Annotated in this window: 19 protein-coding genes; 11 read left to right on the top strand and 8 right to left on the bottom strand. The window is 45.7% G+C overall.

What is annotated here, in order from left to right; translation table 11 throughout:
- Positions 1-73 precede the first annotated feature (73 nt).
- From ctaD to QUB14_RS05700, 4 genes are all read left to right on the top strand, one after another.
- The gene (gene ctaD, locus QUB14_RS05715; RefSeq protein ID WP_190661206.1) at positions 74-1,879 is read left to right on the top strand and encodes a cytochrome c oxidase subunit I; all 1,806 of its coding nucleotides are present in this window, start codon (positions 74-76) and stop codon (positions 1,877-1,879) included.
- Between the two features lie 290 nt (positions 1,880-2,169).
- Positions 2,170-2,793 (top strand): heme-copper oxidase subunit III, encoded by a 624-nt coding sequence (locus tag QUB14_RS05710; RefSeq protein ID WP_333215762.1) that lies wholly within the window; start codon positions 2,170-2,172, stop codon positions 2,791-2,793.
- A gap of 163 nt (positions 2,794-2,956) precedes the next feature.
- Positions 2,957-3,238, top strand: a complete 282-nt coding sequence (locus QUB14_RS05705) for an HNH endonuclease (protein ID WP_333215760.1) — start codon at positions 2,957-2,959, stop codon at positions 3,236-3,238.
- A gap of 171 nt (positions 3,239-3,409) precedes the next feature.
- The gene (locus tag QUB14_RS05700; RefSeq protein WP_333215758.1) at positions 3,410-4,642 is read left to right on the top strand and encodes a hypothetical protein; all 1,233 of its coding nucleotides are present in this window, start codon (positions 3,410-3,412) and stop codon (positions 4,640-4,642) included.
- A gap of 14 nt (positions 4,643-4,656) precedes the next feature.
- Here the strand turns inward: QUB14_RS05700 and QUB14_RS05695 are convergent, their stop codons facing one another.
- From QUB14_RS05695 to QUB14_RS05680, 4 genes are all read right to left on the bottom strand, one after another.
- Positions 4,657-4,956, bottom strand: coding sequence for a (2Fe-2S) ferredoxin domain-containing protein (locus tag QUB14_RS05695; protein WP_333215756.1), 300 nt, complete (start codon positions 4,954-4,956; stop codon positions 4,657-4,659).
- A 131-nt stretch (positions 4,957-5,087) separates the two neighbouring features.
- Complete coding sequence (locus QUB14_RS05690; protein WP_333215754.1) at positions 5,088-6,062, bottom strand: cysteine synthase A; 975 nt, start codon at positions 6,060-6,062, stop codon at positions 5,088-5,090.
- Between the two features lie 65 nt (positions 6,063-6,127).
- Positions 6,128-6,709, bottom strand: a complete 582-nt coding sequence (locus QUB14_RS05685; protein ID WP_333215752.1) for a Uma2 family endonuclease — start codon at positions 6,707-6,709, stop codon at positions 6,128-6,130.
- 193 nt (positions 6,710-6,902) lie between these two features.
- Entirely contained in the window at positions 6,903-7,541 is a 639-nt protein-coding gene (locus QUB14_RS05680) for a peroxiredoxin (protein ID WP_333215750.1), read from the bottom strand.
- A 160-nt stretch (positions 7,542-7,701) separates the two neighbouring features.
- Between QUB14_RS05680 and QUB14_RS05675 the strand changes: the two genes are divergently transcribed.
- The 5 genes from QUB14_RS05675 (at position 7,702) to QUB14_RS05655 (ending at position 10,690) form a co-directional block, all read left to right on the top strand.
- Entirely contained in the window at positions 7,702-7,977 is a 276-nt protein-coding gene (locus QUB14_RS05675) for a hypothetical protein (protein WP_333062925.1), read from the top strand.
- A 95-nt stretch (positions 7,978-8,072) separates the two neighbouring features.
- Positions 8,073-8,435, top strand: a complete 363-nt coding sequence (locus tag QUB14_RS05670) for a cupin domain-containing protein (protein ID WP_333215748.1) — start codon at positions 8,073-8,075, stop codon at positions 8,433-8,435.
- Positions 8,436-8,983: 548 nt separating this feature from the next.
- Positions 8,984-9,865 (top strand): ChaN family lipoprotein, encoded by an 882-nt coding sequence (locus QUB14_RS05665; RefSeq protein ID WP_333215746.1) that lies wholly within the window; start codon positions 8,984-8,986, stop codon positions 9,863-9,865.
- A gap of 38 nt (positions 9,866-9,903) precedes the next feature.
- On the top strand, positions 9,904-10,485 hold the full coding sequence (locus QUB14_RS05660; protein WP_333215745.1) for an NAD(P)H-dependent oxidoreductase: 582 nt from the start codon (positions 9,904-9,906) through the stop codon (positions 10,483-10,485).
- Between the two features lie 34 nt (positions 10,486-10,519).
- A complete protein-coding gene (locus tag QUB14_RS05655) occupies positions 10,520-10,690 on the top strand; it encodes a hypothetical protein (RefSeq protein ID WP_333215743.1) in 171 nt (56 codons plus the stop codon).
- A 253-nt stretch (positions 10,691-10,943) separates the two neighbouring features.
- Here the strand turns inward: QUB14_RS05655 and QUB14_RS05650 are convergent, their stop codons facing one another.
- From QUB14_RS05650 to QUB14_RS05640, 3 genes are all read right to left on the bottom strand, one after another.
- Positions 10,944-11,108, bottom strand: coding sequence for a hypothetical protein (locus QUB14_RS05650; RefSeq protein WP_333167567.1), 165 nt, complete (start codon positions 11,106-11,108; stop codon positions 10,944-10,946).
- Between the two features lie 65 nt (positions 11,109-11,173).
- The gene (locus QUB14_RS05645; protein WP_333215741.1) at positions 11,174-12,004 is read right to left on the bottom strand and encodes an inositol monophosphatase family protein; all 831 of its coding nucleotides are present in this window, start codon (positions 12,002-12,004) and stop codon (positions 11,174-11,176) included.
- Positions 12,005-12,083: 79 nt separating this feature from the next.
- Positions 12,084-13,517, bottom strand: coding sequence for a BCD family MFS transporter (locus tag QUB14_RS05640; protein WP_333215739.1), 1,434 nt, complete (start codon positions 13,515-13,517; stop codon positions 12,084-12,086).
- 142 nt (positions 13,518-13,659) lie between these two features.
- Here QUB14_RS05640 and QUB14_RS05635 point away from each other — a divergent pair, with 142 nt between their 5' ends.
- Together QUB14_RS05635 and QUB14_RS05630 are read left to right on the top strand one after the other, a co-directional pair.
- Positions 13,660-14,604 carry an aldo/keto reductase gene (locus QUB14_RS05635; RefSeq protein WP_333215799.1) on the top strand — a complete coding sequence of 315 codons (945 nt, stop codon included), beginning with the start codon at positions 13,660-13,662 and terminating at the stop codon, positions 14,602-14,604.
- Between the two features lie 124 nt (positions 14,605-14,728).
- The gene (locus QUB14_RS05630; protein WP_333215737.1) at positions 14,729-15,244 is read left to right on the top strand and encodes an isoprenylcysteine carboxylmethyltransferase family protein; all 516 of its coding nucleotides are present in this window, start codon (positions 14,729-14,731) and stop codon (positions 15,242-15,244) included.
- Positions 15,245-15,355: 111 nt separating this feature from the next.
- Here QUB14_RS05630 and QUB14_RS05625 read toward each other — a convergent pair whose 3' ends face one another.
- Positions 15,356-16,666 carry an NB-ARC domain-containing protein gene (locus tag QUB14_RS05625; protein ID WP_333215736.1) on the bottom strand — a complete coding sequence of 437 codons (1,311 nt, stop codon included), beginning with the start codon at positions 16,664-16,666 and terminating at the stop codon, positions 15,356-15,358.
- Positions 16,667-16,788 lie beyond the last annotated feature (122 nt).

The raw sequence follows: 16,788 nt of genomic DNA, 5'->3' as shown, positions 1-16,788 counted from the left end.
GTCATTAGTTCCTGGCACTGGGTATTTTATCTTGAGCTAATAACTAATGACTAATAACTAATGACTAATAACTATGACACAAGCACAGTTCCAAGAAAGTGCCAACACTGAGGCTCGCGGAACAGCGCCCGCCGATAGACATTGGCGCGACTACTTCACTTTTAATACCGACCACAAAGTCATCGGTATTCAATACCTAGTCACAACATTTATTTTCTATCTAATCGGCGGCGTGATGGCAACTTTGGTGCGAACCGAACTCGCCACCCCCGACTCCGATTTTGTCCCCCCCGAACTCTACAACAGTTTATTTACTGTTCACGCGACGGTGATGATCTTCCTGTGGATCGTACCCGCCGGAGCCGGATTTGCTAACTTTTTGATCCCCTTAATGATTGGGGCAAAAGACATGGCATTTCCCAGACTGAATGCCCTTGCCTTTTGGCTAATTCCCGTAGGCGGCGTGTTGCTGTTGAGCAGTTTTTTGGTGGGAGCTCCACAGGCGGGTTGGACTTCCTATCCGCCTTTGAGCTTAGTTACTGCTCAAGCGGGGGAAGAAATTTGGATTCTCAGCGTTTTGATTCTGGGGACTTCTTCGATTTTGGGGGCGGTGAATTTTGCCGTTACCATCTTTACCATGCGGGTTCCGAGCATGGGTCTCAATGATATGCCTTTGTTTTGCTGGGCGATGATTGCGACTTCAGCGCTGACTTTGATTGCTACTCCCGTGTTAGCCGCAGCTTTGATTTTGCTGTCGTTTGACTTGTTAGCTGGGACGGCATTTTTTAACCCGACCGGCAACGGCGATCCCATCGTCTACCAGCATTTATTCTGGTTTTATTCGCACCCGGCAGTTTACATTATGATTATGCCCTTTTTCGGGGTGATTTCAGAAGTTTTGCCGGTGCATTCGCGCAAGCCAATTTTTGGTTATTTGGCGATCGCATATTCCAGTCTCGCGATCAGTTTTTTGGGCTTGATCGTGTGGGCGCACCATATGTTTACCAGCGGCACTCCCGGCTGGCTGCGGATGTTTTTTATGATCACTACTATGATCATCGCCGTACCAACTGGGATTAAAATATTTAGCTGGTTGGCAACAATTTGGGGAGGCAAACTCCGGCTTGTCAGCGCCATGCTATTTGGGATGGGTTTTATCTCAACATTTGTCCTCGGCGGCATCACCGGGATCATGGTAGCTTCCGTACCTTTTGACATTCACGTTCACGACACTTATTTTGTCGTCGCTCACCTACACTACGTGCTGTTTGGCGGCTCAGTGTTTGGAATTTACGCTGCTTTTTACCACTGGTTCCCCAAAATGACGGGGCGGATGATTAATGAATTTTGGGGTAGAGTTCACTTTGTTTTAACCTATGTTGGCTTTACTGTAACTTTCTTGCCGATGCACGCTTTGGGGATGCAAGGAATGCCTCGGCGGGTGGCAATGTACGACCCGAAATTTACCACAATTAATGTCATTTGTACTGTCGGTGCTTATATGCTGGCAGTGTCTACAATCCCGTTTATCATTAATGTGATTTGGAGCTGGAGGTACGGCCCGAAAGCAGGTGACAATCCTTGGCAAGCTTTGAGTTTGGAATGGATGACGACTTCGCCGCCGCCTATCGAAAATTTTGAAGGAGTGCCTGTATTGGCAACGGGGCCTTACGATTACGGCATGGAAAAAATTCAGAATACAGGGGAACGTCTCAGGCTCAAGCTGAGGGAAAATGCCACCCGCAACACCCAGAAAACAGGTATTCCTATTGCGGAGGCTCAAGCTTCAACTTTCTTGGGCCGTACTGCAACTTTGGTCAATCCTGAATCAGAGGTAAATGTTGATTCTCCTGCTGATGAAAGTCAAGATGGCGAATAGTTATTAGTCATCAGTCAAAAGTCATTAATCTCAACAAACACGTCTAACGTAGTACGGATCTGCTATCTGACGATTAAGCTCTCGATCCCCCCTAGCCCCCCTTAAGAAGGGGGGAACCGGACACACTCTTTCGTCCCCCTTCTTAAGGGGGATTGAGGGGGATCGAGACTCCGCTATAAACGAGAGATACAAAGATTTTCAGGCAATTGTTGGCACTAATGTCCTCTTGTCTCTTCCTTCTTCCCTCTTCCTTCTTCCTTCCACATCCGATTACCAACTAGCAATTTATTATGCAAATTCCAGCGATCGATCCGGCAAAAACAGCCCTGAATTACCACCACGAGGCTGAGGTAGAAGCACACGGTGTGGAGCATCCCGACCACCGGATGTTAGGTGTAATTGTGTTCCTGTGCGCTGAAGGCATGATATTTTTCGGTATGTTTGCCGCGTATTTGATTTATCGGGCGATGGCCCCCGCGTGGCCTCCTGAAGGTACGCCGGAGCGAGAGTTATTGCTGCCGGGAATCAATACGGTAATTCTGATTGCTAGCAGTTTTGTGATTCACAATGCGGATACTGCAATCAAAAAGAATGATGCCGCCGGAATGCGGAATTGGTTGCTCGTAACTATTACTATGGGCGCAGTTTTCTTGTTCGGTCAGGTTTACGAATACGCTCATTTAGAGTTTGGCTTGACGACGAATTTGTATGCCAGTTGCTTTTACGTTTTGACTGCTTTTCACGGCTTGCACGTTACCTTGGGAGTGCTTTTGATGGTGGCGGTGGTGTGGCGATCGCGCGCGCAAGGTCATTATTCTAGCGAACACCACTTCGGAATCGAAGCGACTGAGATTTACTGGCACTTTGTGGATGTGATTTGGATTGTTTTGTTTTTGCTGCTGTATATTTTGTGATCCCAGAGGCTTTTTGGCCTCTGCCACAAAAGATTTGTATGACCCCCAACTGGGGGTTTTTTTATTGTTTGGAGAGTGCGATCGACCTTTATTTAGATGAATTACAGCCGATCGCGCTAAACTAAAAGTAGCAATTCTCCTATCCAGCAGCATTGAGAAAATTATGCAGTGCGAATTGTGCGATCGACAAATGGAAGCATTAACCGCCCATCACCTCATCCCCAAACAAAACACCAAGCGGAAAAACGAAGATCCAAGCCCGACAATCGACATTTGCTCCGCTTGTCACCGCCAAATTCACTCTCTATTTGACAACAAACACCTCGCCCAAGAGCTCAACACCGTGGAAAAGCTCAAAAATGACCCTGAACTCCAGAAATTTCTCTCTTGGATTAAGAAACAAAAAACCGACAAACGCATTCAAGTACGCGGCAAAAAAGCTTGATCGCAGGGTCAGAACTCAGATATATAGTCCTGGACGCAGTTACTGTCTGAGGCCCGGTTTCTTCATTAATTTTTCGTTCCCTAACCCAAAATTTTGCAGAGAAACCCGGTTTGTTTGCGTAAATCCTAGTATAGTGATTTACTTATTAGTAACAAGCTGCCAACAATTATCATGAACCTCACCTCCCTCGAACTCGCAAAAGACCGAGCGCGCATCTACAAAAACTACCTCCAAATGGAAATAGATGCCAAAGCTAACATAAACAAACTAGCTTTTTTAGACCGGGGAATTGAAAAATCACCTTACCAAAAAGAAATTAAAAACTATCCCGAGTATCTCAAGCAGAAACCCGACGGCTTAAAAGTAATTAGCTATATTCCCGGACCCAATAATCCCCTCAAACTTACCCCCTTTCCCAGCCTGGGAGAACTACCTCAAATTAACTCTCAAGCTTTAAATTTTCTCCACGCAGACATCAAAGAAGCCTGCGTTTGCATTGGTAGTTTTGTAGACGGCAAAATTCAGGCGCAGTGGCTGGGAAAAAACGCACTTACCAATGCTGAGCAGTGGAGTGCCACTAAAATTATCGCACTCCTTAATATCGTCAGTCAACTAAATAGCAAATATCCCGACTGCGACATTGACAACTGCGTTGTTAGAGATGGTAACGGGCAAAAACACGATTATTATTTTTACGATGTAGCAAAAGACATGATTAACTATGCCTCCAATATCGGAAGTTCAAACTCCTTAGCTGCGATGTTCAAACGCTTCGATACTCGCATAGGACTAGAGCAATGGCTGAAGAGCGCTACTGGCAATAATGACCTAATTTTTCGCGGCGATTACGGCGAAAATCCTTATCTCACCAACCCAAAAATATTCGATCTCACCAAAAAACAAGTGCTTTTAAGTGCCGCAGTAAACAGCACCAAACAAAAAAATTCCGTATCTGCTTATGACTTGACCAGGCTGATTTCCATGTTAGGATGGCACTTCCACATCGAACAGCGATCGCGCATGAAAGCATCTCAGTGGAACAGCTTAGAAAGCATTGTCAGAGCAATGGGACACGACAGCGCTCGATATGTGGACGTAGCAATTAAAACTTTGGGGATGGAGGGCCTTATCACTTCTCCAGTAATTATCTCAAAATTGGGTTACGGACTGAGCGCGATCAGGGGAACCCTAGAAACAGTTTATGTGGCTTTAGTGCGGTTTGTTGACGAGCGGCCCAAGGCGGCGGGAAAGCCGGCAAAACTCAGAACTTTAGCCATGAGTTTGCGGGCAGAAAAAGCTGTAGGCAGTTCCAGCAATGTCGATCGCTTGGCGATCGAACTCGACGCCAGATTTTGCGCCGAAGTCACGGAAATTCTCCGCCGGTTGTTTGCGGAAGAATTTTAAACGCGGGCGATCGACTAATTAGAAAGTCGGTGAAACTTGCGATAAAGCATCCTCTCTACCGGCTTTCCTTCCCGCAAATGTTGCTCAGTTATTGCCGCAACTTCTTCAGGGCAAACGGCATTGTACCAAACCTCTTCTGGCAGCACCAACACCATCGGCCCGTTGCCACACTGTCCCAAACAACTGCTAGCAACAACTTCAACTTCTGAGGGTGACAATTTCTGAAAAGCTGCCAGTACCTTTGCTGAATTTTGCTTGCGACAAGTGCGGTTTTGACAAACAAGAACTTGCTTAGAAGATTGGGTAATTTTCATATTTTTTACTTGACATTCTGCTGCATATATGCTATTTTTTTATCATGGGAATAGGTGCGCGCATATACGCCAAGATTTTATATAGACCCAGATTTTAAGGTGCGCCGCAGCGCACCCTACGGTTAATACGGTTAATCTGGTGACAAACCTTTGGAAGCCAACCATTGTCGATCGAACAAACGCGACTGATACCGAGCCCCCCCGTCGCAGAGTACCGTAACAATCGTATGTCCAGGCCCCATTTGCTTCGCTAAAGCCACGGCCGCCGCCACATTAATCCCTACAGAACCGCCCAAAAACAGCCCTTCTTTCCTCAGCAGTTGGTAAATCACCCGGACAGCTTCAGTATCGTCAATTTGAATGGCGTCGTCTACCGGGGCATTCTCCATATTTGCAGTGACGCGAGTGGTGCCAATTCCCTCAGTAATCGAACTGCCTTCGGTCTTAATTTCCCCTGTTTTGAAATAACTGTAAAGCCCGCTGCCCATCGGGTCTGCCAAGACAATTCTAACTGCAGGATTTTTTTCTTTCAAAAACATTCCTACCCCAGCAAAAGTGCCGCCAGTACCAGTAGCTGTTACCCAAGCATCAATTTTCCCGTTTGTTTGTTCCCAAATTTCCGGGCCAGTTGTCTCGTAATGAGCTCGGCGGTTGGCTAAATTGTCAAACTGATTTGCCCAGACTGCATTCTCCATTTCCGAAGCCAATCTTCCCGACAATTTGACATAATTATTCGGGTATTTGTAAGGAACAGCGGGAACAGTCCGAACTTCAGCGCCCAAAGTTTTCAAAGCATCGATTTTTTCTTGAGATTGGTTATCGGGAATCACGATCAAACATTTGTAACCTTTAGCGTTGCAAATGTGCGCCAAACCGATGCCTGTATTGCCGGCAGTGCCTTCAACAACGGTGCCGCCCGGTTTCAGCAAGCCTTTTTCTTCTGCGTCTTTGATGATGTATAAAGCGGCCCTATCTTTAACGGAACCGCCGGGATTTAGAAACTCTGCTTTGCCGAGAATTTCGCAGCCTGTTTCATCGCTGAAGCTGTTTAAGCGAATTAGTGGTGTGTTGCCGATTGTGCCTACAAAGCCGTTTTTAATATCCATATTTTTGGCGTGTGTGTATCCTATGATTAATTTTTACAATAAGTTGATATTTATTGCTAGCAGTTCTACCAAATTTTGCTCATATTGAGTATGAATCTGGGCAAAACGGGGTCGCCGCTGACTGTAGCCGGATTCTCCAAACATTCCTCTGGCAAACCAGGACGGTAAATATAAACGCGGCGATTTTTGCGGTCAATTAACCAGCCTAACTGCACTCCTGGTTCTCTCATATATTCTTGCATTTTGTCTTGCAATGGCTTGAGATTGTCAGAAGCCGACCTGAGTTCTACTACAAAATCGGGGCAAATTGGGGCGAATTTATCTTGCTGTTCTTGAGATAAAGCATTCCACCGTTCCAGTTTAATCCACGAGGCATCTGGAGACTTGTCACCCATTGCAAGCTTAAATCCCGTACTGGAGTCAAAACAAATACCGGTTCCATCTTGGCGGGCCCAAATATACAACTCTCCAAAGACGCTACCGCTACGATTTCCTGTTGTTCCACCAGTAGGGGGCATAATTAGCAATTCTCCCGATTTGTTGCGTTCAATGCGTAACTCACTATTGATTTGACAGAACTCGAAAAACTCGTCGTCTGTCATTTGCAATTTGGGCGGTATTCGCAACACAATTGTTGATGACAGCATTTTGCCTTTCCTCAAATCTAAACTGTTTACACAAGATTGCACAATTTTTTTTTGTAGTGAGGACTTTAGTCCTAAAAAATCAGGATTAAGGACTCAAGCCCTAACTACAAGCTGGTTTGACGCGGGAATTATAGAGGTAAGGTGTGCAGTACACACCTTACATAATTAGGTTCTGCGTCCAGGAATGTTAAACCTATTTATTCGGCTGAGGAGTCATCCGCAAATAAGGCTTAATCGGCGTATAACCTTTAGGAAATTTTTCTTCCAACTCTTTCGGGTCGGTAATCGAAGGTACGATTACGCAATCGTCGCCGTCTTTCCAATCAACCGGAGTCGCAACGCTGTATGTGTCGGTAAGTTGCAAGGAATCAATAACTCGCAAAATTTCATTAAAATTCCGACCAGTGCTCGCCGGATAAGTAATGCTCAAACGCAATTTCTTTTGCGGGTCAATCACAAAAACGGTGCGGATTGTTAAGTTATTCAGCGAGTTGGGATGGATCATATCGTAAATGTCGGAGACTTTACGATCGCCATCTGCTAAAATCGGATAATTGAGGGTGACGTTTTGAGTTTCCTCAATATCTTTAATCCAGCCCATGTGAGAATCCACATCATCGACGCTGAGGGCAATGGTTTTGACGCCCCGCTTTTCAAATTCAGACTTTAGACGGGCCACTGCACCGAGTTCTGTGGTGCAAACTGGAGTATAGTCTTTCGGGTGAGAAAACAACACGACCCAGCTATCCCCAGCCCAGTCGTAGAAATTGATTTCGCCTTCAGACGAAGCTTGGGTAAAGTTGGGAACTGTATCGCCTAATCGCAGAGTCATAACTGATTTCCTCTAATTTTATTTAAGGACTGTTCCTTATCATGCCATAATTGCCCGGTTTCTCGATCGAGCTGTAAAGGATTCTAAACTTTTTGGTCGCTCGATCGGCAATTCCACTACTGTAATGTATGTGTGGCTTCTAACGCTGAATTTTCTTGCTATGCTTTACTTTTTGCTTAAGGCAATACAGCCTATTTTAGTCCCGCTGTGTTTTGTGTCCGCTTGGGGCTTAGTCTTTTTGCTGTGTTTGAGTGTCGGGCGTACAGTCACCGACTCCCTGCGTCGAGCTCAGCGGATGCACCAAATCCCTTGTGCTAACTGCGTATTTTTCACCGGCGACTACCACCTCAAGTGTCCCGTTCAACCTACCATAGCTTTATCTGAAGATGCGATCGACTGTCCTGATTATCGAGGGCATTCGGGAATTTACGGTTAAAAAATCCGGTCGCCGCTTTACATATTTCTTAACATCTCTGGCTCTTTCAATTAAACTTAACTTGTGGTAAAGAGATTTTAAGGAGTGTAGAAAGAATGCTAATTCAAAAGCTAAATGCCTGCGACGAGTTTATTGCTGGCGACGGTACTCAACTGCGAGAATTGCTGCATCCAGACAAACAAGCTGTGGATTTGCGTTACAGTTTAGCGCACGCCACTTTGCCACCGGGACAAACTTCTGCGCTGCACTCCCTGACAACTTCCGAAGTTTACTACATCCTCAGCGGCGTTGGAGAAATGCACATCGACGACGAAAATCAATTTGTGGAAGCCGGAGATGCAGTTTACATTCCGCCAAACGCCAAGCAGTTTATTTACAACTCGGGCACAGAGCCGCTAATATTTATTTGTATCGTCGATCCCGCGTGGCGGAAGGAAGACGAGACAATTTTCCAGTAATTTTCTAGTTTTTCTACTTTTATGCTCGTTACCCGGCTCTGCCCGGTAACGCATATCTAGAGGCTCTGCCTCTACTGAAAAAAACATCACAAACCGAAAATCTCTTTTAACAACAACAGCACCCAGCCATATGTACCGAGTGATTTCCTCTTTTTTCAACTTCGATGTGGAGTTGCAATAATCCTCGGATTCATTTGCATTGCTCCCCTCTCATTAGTTGAGGAAGTATCAGCTTTGTTGGTGGGTGCTGCTATTGGTTTTTAATGAGACAGATGTGAGATGAGACAGCGTTTTACTCCTTATATTCTATTGTGAACTTCGCTGCGGTATCTAGATGTGGTATCTGTCAGAGAAGCTTTTTGTTCGCTTCATATTATTAATTTAGCACCTTATTCTAGAAGCGCAAGTACCTGCAACTAAACTTTACATTTTTAGAAGTAACGGCGGAGAATGATGAAGTTAAATTAAGCATTGAGCTTTCTAGCTGCTCAGCTAAAATAGTAGAGTTCGGCTGTGCTTGCTGCTGCGAGAAACGGCATAATATTTGTATGAAAACAACCAAACTCATCAAACTGTGCGCCTTATCGCTCAGTATCTTTCTGCTGTGCAGCAGTGCAGTGACAGCGCAAACGACGGCGAACCCTCAACCTGGGCAAACTTACACGAACCAAGAGATTCTACAACAGTTGGTAAAGGCAAAAGTCGTGTATCTGGGAGAAACCCACGATAGCGCGGAAGATCACCAAGCTCAACTGGCGATTATCCGAGAAATGCAGCGGCAAAATCGGAAAATTGCGATCGCGATGGAAATGTTTCAGCGTCCCTTTCAAAGCGCGATCGACAACTACTTAGCAGGTAAACTGACTGAACAGCAATTAGTCGAGCAAACAGAGTACGATCGCAGATGGCGCTTTCCCTGGGAATCTTATGCCCCCATTTTGCGGTTTGCCAAAGAAAATCAACTACCCGTCCTCGCCTTAAATACACCATCCGAAGTAACGAGAAAAGTTGCCAGTCAAGGTTTAGAAAGCCTCACAGCCGAGGAAAAAAAGCACATTCCGCCAATATCCGAAATTCGCACTGACAACGCCGAATATCGGCAACTGCTGCTAGAAGTTTTCCAGCAACACCAAAAGGCAGCACAGGGAAATAGTACGGCTTTTGAAAGATTCTTGCAAGCCCAAGTTTTGTGGGACGAAACTATGGCCGAAAAAATTGCCCAATTTGTCAAAGCAAACCCCGACTATCAAGTTGTCGTGTTGGTGGGGAAAGGACACATTATTTACGGTTACGGCATTCCCAGTCGCGTCGAGAGGCGTTTGGGAGTCGGGAATGTAAAAGTGCGATCGGTTTTATTCAATTCCATTGAAAATCTTCCTTTGTCCGCAGATAGACCCATTGCTGACTTTGTTTGGAATCACTCGAAATAGTACAATTATACGCGCCAGCCATAATCAGGAAAAAATCAATGACAAACAGACCAAAAATACTTGCATTTGCGGGGAGTACCCGCGAAGCATCCTATAACAAACTGCTGGTAAAAGTTGCGGCGGCTGGGGCTACGGCGGCGGGTGCAGAAGTTACTTATGTAGATTTGCGCGATTTGCCGATGCCGCTATTTGACGAAGATTTAGAAGCAAAAGAGGGAATGCCAGAAAATGCCCGCAAATTGAAGGAATTGATGGTAGCGCATGACGGCTTTTTGATAGCTTCCCCTGAATATAACAGTTCAATTACCCCTGTGTTGAAAAATGCGATCGATTGGGTATCGCGCCCAGCACCGGGTGAACCGGGATTGGTGGCATTTACTGGCAAAGTAGCGGTAATTATGAGTGCTTCCCCAGGGGGAATGGGCGGTTTGCGGGGATTAGTGCATTTGCGATCGATCCTGGGGAATATTAACGTATTGGTACTCCCCGATCAGAAAGCAATTCCCCAAGCTTTTGAAGCATTTAATGCTGACGGTACGATGAAAGATCCCAAACAGCAGGACGCTGTTGAGAATCTCGGTGCTAAGTTGTCTAATGTGCTGTCGAAATTAATCGCCTGAGGCAATAAATTCATTTTGCAGTAGGGACACAGCAATGTTGTGTCCCAATCCCAGCATCTGTTATTTCGCTGGCTGCATCAAGTGCGATCGCGTCGCAGAATTGCTACGATCCGAGTCGATTGACTGTTATTCTCACCCCCAAATTAACATGACATTCACCGGATATCCCGACTCAGCACCTGGTAAAACGAGTAGTCGCGCTTGAGAATTGCACTTAGAAAATCATCCGTCTGGTGAATCCCTGAAATTGTGCTATCGAGATTAGTTCGATCGCAAACCGCAGACTTTTCCGAGTTTCTTCCAAAGTTTATTCTTGTATCTTCCCACAGGCTAACTCTTCGACCTAGCCATACCACTCATCTACTTTTTCCAACACCGCAGTAAATCTATTTTCCCTTCTGCCTCTACTTGAAAACGGGTATAATTTTATTTCTCCGATATAATAGCGAGTTCAAAAATTACCACAAATTGTACCGAAACCGCATCACCCGATCGACGTAAAACAAAACCACCCGATCGCAGATTGGCAGAAATAGACGAGAGTAGGCATACTTGAACCATCGGTCATCGGTCGGTATATTTCTTCCAAACAGCACGGCAGGCGTGGGAGACTCCTCCGTCACGCCTGCCCTGCCGTTTTATTTAATAATTGTTCGATTTCCTACGGCATAGCTTTTCTTCGCACAAATCACCCCATTTTTTTCTTCTTCCAAGCCTCCACAAACGGCAAAAACACCGACACCAACTCCTGCCGGTTCATCACCAAAGTCGGATAAGAAATCCTCCCGTAATTCTTCCCCACTTCCAGCGGAAAAATACCCTGGGATTCCAGCGGCAACCAAACCGCACCAGCAGCCTTCACAATTACCCAACTCCCGGCAATATCCCAAATTTTCGGCGTCGCTTCCACCCCTCCCAACACCGCACCCGAAGCCACCGTCAAAAAATTGTAACTAGCCATACCCAACATCCGAACTTTACTCGGAAGATGAGGCGCGATTCCCACACTCCGCGAACACAAATTAAAAAAATGATTGCCGCTCATTTTATCAGCACTCGGCCGAATTGGCTGCCCGTTTAAAAACGCACCTTGAGGCATATTGTCAAACACGCCGCCCGCCAAATCAGGTGCAAAAAAACCGTGAAAAGACTGATTAATTGGCGGCAAATGCACGCAGCCAAAAACCGGAGTTCCGCGATACAACAAACCCAAAGAAATACCCCAAATCGGAATTCCCCTAGCAAAATTAGTTGTACCGTCCAAAGGATCGACAATCCAGCACCATTCAGTATCGGGGAAAACCTGTTCTCCTTCCTCACTTAAAATCCCGTGAGTGGGAAAAGTAGATGCGATCGCACTTCTAATTTCTGCATCCGCCCAATTGTCAGACTGCGTAACCAAACTCCCATCATCCTTCTCATCCGCTTGTGCAGAACCGAAATCTTGCAACAACTGCTGCCCCACTCGATCGACAGTAACCCGTGCAAAACTTAAAATAGAATCCCAAAAATCTTTCATGACTTATTAGTTATTGGTTATTAGTTATTGGAACTATTAACTGACAACTGCCAACTGCCAACTGGCAACTGACAAAACATCAGTCTAAGTCATTTTCAAGAATAGTTGCGATCGCACTTTTAGCATTATCCTGAAACTCCTCAACATCCACCCTACCCAACAGCCAAACAGCCAGAATCATACCCACCGCCGGCACCGCAAACACCAACCCATAGGCTAGCATCGGCACCCCAAACAAACTCCTGCCAAAATCCAAAATAGCACCGCCGCTAACCGTCGCCACCCCCCGCGCCATCGCCTGCGACAAACCCCAAGCGCCAATAAAAGTGCCAGCAGTTTCTGCAGCAGTCAAATCCAACATCAAACTCAGCGCCCCCGTCGTCGTAATACCCGAAGCTAAACCAAACAACATTAAAGCCGACTTAAACACAATTGGATTACCAGTAAATCCCGATAAAATAATTAAACCAAAACAAGCAGCCACCGACAAACAGCCCAACCTAATCGTATTTTGCTTGCCGAGGCGCGGTACAATAAAAAAACCAGTTGTAGCCAAACCGATCAGAGTACCAGTACCGTAAATAGCATTCAACCGAGTAGTTTCCGAAATCGCCATCTTAAAAATTTCCCCGCCGTAAGGTTCCAAAACCGCATCCTGCATAAACAAGCAAATTGTCATAACCAGCAGGAAAGTAAAAAACAAACCGGTTTGGCGACTAGCAGTCAAAATCCGCAGCGCACTTCCCAGAGTAATTTTATCTTCTCGATTCACTGCAGACGATCGCGCCCCGTACCGCGAATACTTTTTCTCAACGCCAAAAGTCGCAATCCCCACCAAAAGCAAAACAAGCGCCGGCACCTTCACAAACAAACCGTTAATCGAAGCCTGCAATACTTCCCGCGACACATCCCCATCAATTTGCTTCAGCAAACCGCTGCTAATAATCGCCCCGATAATAATACCAACCATCAGCATCGACCACACCACACCCACCAACTTCGATCGATCTTCCTCATCGGAAACATCCACCAACAAAGCAGCAAAAGGAGTCGAGCTCGAACAAATAGCAATACCGTAAAGCGCAAAAATCAAACCCAACAAACCCACCCAACCGTAAGTAGGAGTCGTCCACCCCACAGCCTCCAAACTGCCGCCCAAGCGCCACATTACCTGCACCGCCAAAAAAGCAGAAATCACAAACAAAACGCTTCCTACCCACACATAACCCGTGCGGTGATGGCCAAACAAAGGCTTAGCATCAGACATTTGCCCGAACCACACCCTAGCCGGCGCGACAAACTGGTGCATGGCCAGCGTACCAGCCACCACAGTAGCCGGAATCGCCAACTCCTTAATCATGATGCGATTGAGCACCCCCAGCGTCAAAATCGACATCATGCCCAATCCCATCTGAAACAAACCCAACCGGAACATAGTCAGGAGGGAAACTCTTTTGATGGCAGGAGTCGCGGAATCTGTTAATCTTGAATCTGGCAAACGGTCGATCGACATAGCTATTCAAATAAACACAGCATCAGCATTTATAGTAACTGACATACTCGCCACCAGCCGTGTTTCCTCCCCCGGCTAGAAGCTCGATCGCGACTATTTATAGAAAAATAATAGACAATAAAGAATTGTGGATTTACCAACCGTGACAACCATTACCCTAGGACAAAATGGCCCAGCCGTCATTCCCCTGTGCGTCGGAACTTGGGCTTGGGGCGACAAACTATTTTGGAACTACGGCAGCAACTACGGCGCCGCCGAAGTCGAAGCAGCATTCAAAACATCCCTAGACAGCGGAGTCAACTTTTTCGACACAGCCGAAGTCTACGGTAACGGCTTGTCAGAAGAATTACTGGGGCAGTTTCTCAAAAAAACCACCCAACCCGTGCAAATAGCCACCAAATTCGGCCCCGTACCTTGGCGGATTACAGGAAAATCAGTTTCCGACGCTTTGAGTGCCAGCTTAAAACGCTTGCAAGTAGAACAAATAGCCCTCTACCAAGTTCACTGGCCCTTCACTTTTTTACTGAGTCAAGAAACCCTGATGAACGCCTTAGCGGATGAAGTAAAACAAGGCAGAATTCAAGCAGTAGGAGTCAGCAACTATTCAGTAGAACAGATGCGGCAAGCCCACAAAATACTAGCAGCAAGAGGCGTTCCGCTAGCAACAAATCAAGTCCGTTACTCCTTGCTGTCGCGGCAAGTAGAAAAACAAGGAATTGTGAGTGCAGCCCGCGAATTGGGAGTCACAATTTTAGCGTACAGCCCCTTAGCCCAAGGATTGCTTACCGGCAAATACACAGCCCAAGAACAACCTACAGGAGCCCGCAAAATGGACTCCCGCTTCAGTAAAAGCGGCCTCGAAAAAATCGAATTAGTCATGTCTACCCTGCGAAAAATGGGCAGAAAGCGCGATCGCACGCCCGCCCAAGTAGCCCTAAACTGGTTGATATGCCAAAACGGAGTCATCCCCATTCCCGGTGCCAAAACCGCAAAACAAGCCCAAGAAAACGCCGGCGCATTAGGCTGGACTTTAAGCCAAGATGAAGTCAACCAACTAGAACTAATGACTCGTCCCTGGCTAGAATAAATTTGTTAATAGTTGACTGTTGACTGTTGACTGTTCCCTGTTCACCGTAGGTTGGGTTTTACTTTAGTCTACCCAACCTACAGTTCACTTTGTTTTCCCATCTTCCTTCTTCCTTTGTCTTAGTATGAAAATATTAACTGATTGGGGTTTCACACGCGAAGGCTGGCGCAATAACAGCCGCGGCGAATATTTAGTTTTGCTTCAAGGAGGATTGCTCACAGGATTTGTAATATTACCAGTTTATCAACTGCCCGGATTAAAAATTCAATCAACCCACTTACTTTATATTATCTGGTTTATAGCCAGTATTCTCGGCTTAACCGGATTAATTTTCATCATCAAAGCATTGAGAGACTTAGGAAAAAACCTCACACCTTTACCGTATCCCATAGAAAACGGAGAATTAGTCCAAACAGGCATTTACGGAATAGTGCGGCATCCCTTATACAGCGGCTTAATTTTAGCAGCCCTCGGCTGGACACTTTTTCAAATGAGCATATCCCACTTAATAGTCAGCGCACTATTAATAATACTTTTCGAGATCAAAGCCAACCGAGAAGAAACCTGGTTAACCAAAAAATATCCAGATTATTCAGAGTACCGCCAGCGAGTAAAAAAACTAATTCCGGGCATTTATTAAAAGTTCGAGCGCCCGTAGTTTGCGATCGCAAATGAATCAGTTTAGATTTCGGTATTGTTTTTACCTGAGTGTAGATCCCCTCGCATCCCCCTTAAAAAGACCCACTTTGAGCTACTTTTCGAGCAATCGTTCTCTAACATACTCGGCAATCGCAGGTTGTAGCATTAAACTTGTTGATGCGGTATAATTAAGCGATCGCTCATCGAAAATGAGCGATCGATCTGCCAGCGCCTGCAATGCTTCCATCACTTGTCGGCCCGAAACTTGGGGTAAAATTTCTGCTTTTAAATTCGCAGGAGTTGCTCTTTCTTGATTAATTGCAATCCCATACATAATTTGTTGTTGCAAAGGAGACAAGCGATCGAACTGGCAATCGAGCAAATCCCACAAATCGCTAAAAACAGTATTTCCTTGCGCTAAAAATGCGTCAATGTCACCGCTAAAAATAGTTTTAATCGTAGTTGCAGCAAGTTTGATTGCGAGGGGATTACCACCAAAATGGTTGACAAGATTTTGACACTGCAATAGCGTTGCTTTTAATCCTTTATCGGCGAGGATTTTCTGGCATACGGGCGGTGAAACTCCGAATAGTTGGATCGATCGCGCGGGTGAGTTTTCGCCCGATCGCACGGCAAATCCGCCCGGTTTTTCTCTTCCGGTTAAAATCAGACAACTTTGGTGGGATTCGTCAGCAATGCGCGCAAATAACTGTCGGTAATCTTCATATCCTTGTTGGTATTGTCCGCTGCGATTTCCCCCTTGCAAAATGGATTCCAGATTGTCGAGAATTAACAAACAGCGTTTTTGTCGCAACTGTTCCATGAGAGCAGAAATAGAGTTATTTGTTGTCGCTTCTGAACCCGTTAAAATCGGTAAAATATTGCTGAGGATAACATCTAAGGTTGGTGCTTGCTGCAAACTTCGCCAAATAACAAATTCAAATTGAGATTGAATTTGCTGGCCGAGTTTGACAGACAGAGAAGTTTTGCCGATACCGCCAAGTCCAAAAATCCCGATCGCACGGGTAGAATTGTCGCTAATCCAAGTTTCTAATGTTTCTAATTCTTGCAGGCGGTTGTAAAAATAGGAAACATCGATCGCTTCTCCCCAATCTTGGATGCAGTTATCTTTTTGAGTAGGTGGGTGGATGGGGGAATTGCTGCGGTGGTAGCGGCGCAAGACTGCTTGAAGATTTTGCTTTGAGACTTTCTCACCGATGATTTGAGATAGATTTCGCCACAAATGTGAACCGACTTGTTTAATATAATCGTGTTCGTAAAGTAAGCGAGCGGCTATGTCTTGATAAGAATCTCCTTCCCAAGTTCCCAGAAAGACGAGGGATTGAATGTCATTGAGTTTTTGCTTTTTGTGTGCGGATTGTAACAGATGCTCGATTAGGGCGATCGCCTCTTGTGGTGTCATAGTTTGTCAGTTTGGCCTATTCAGTAGATTTACCGATTATTCTGAGTGGGGGTTGTTTTTCAGGATAGAAAATAAATTTACTGAATTAACCGGGATTTAGCCCCTTTTACACTCGGCGGTTG

This window comes from Microcoleus sp. B3-D2, assembly GCF_036705345.1.
GTDB lineage: Bacteria > Cyanobacteriota > Cyanobacteriia > Cyanobacteriales > Microcoleaceae > Microcoleus.
This window is presented reverse-complemented; position numbering and strand designations above follow the sequence as displayed.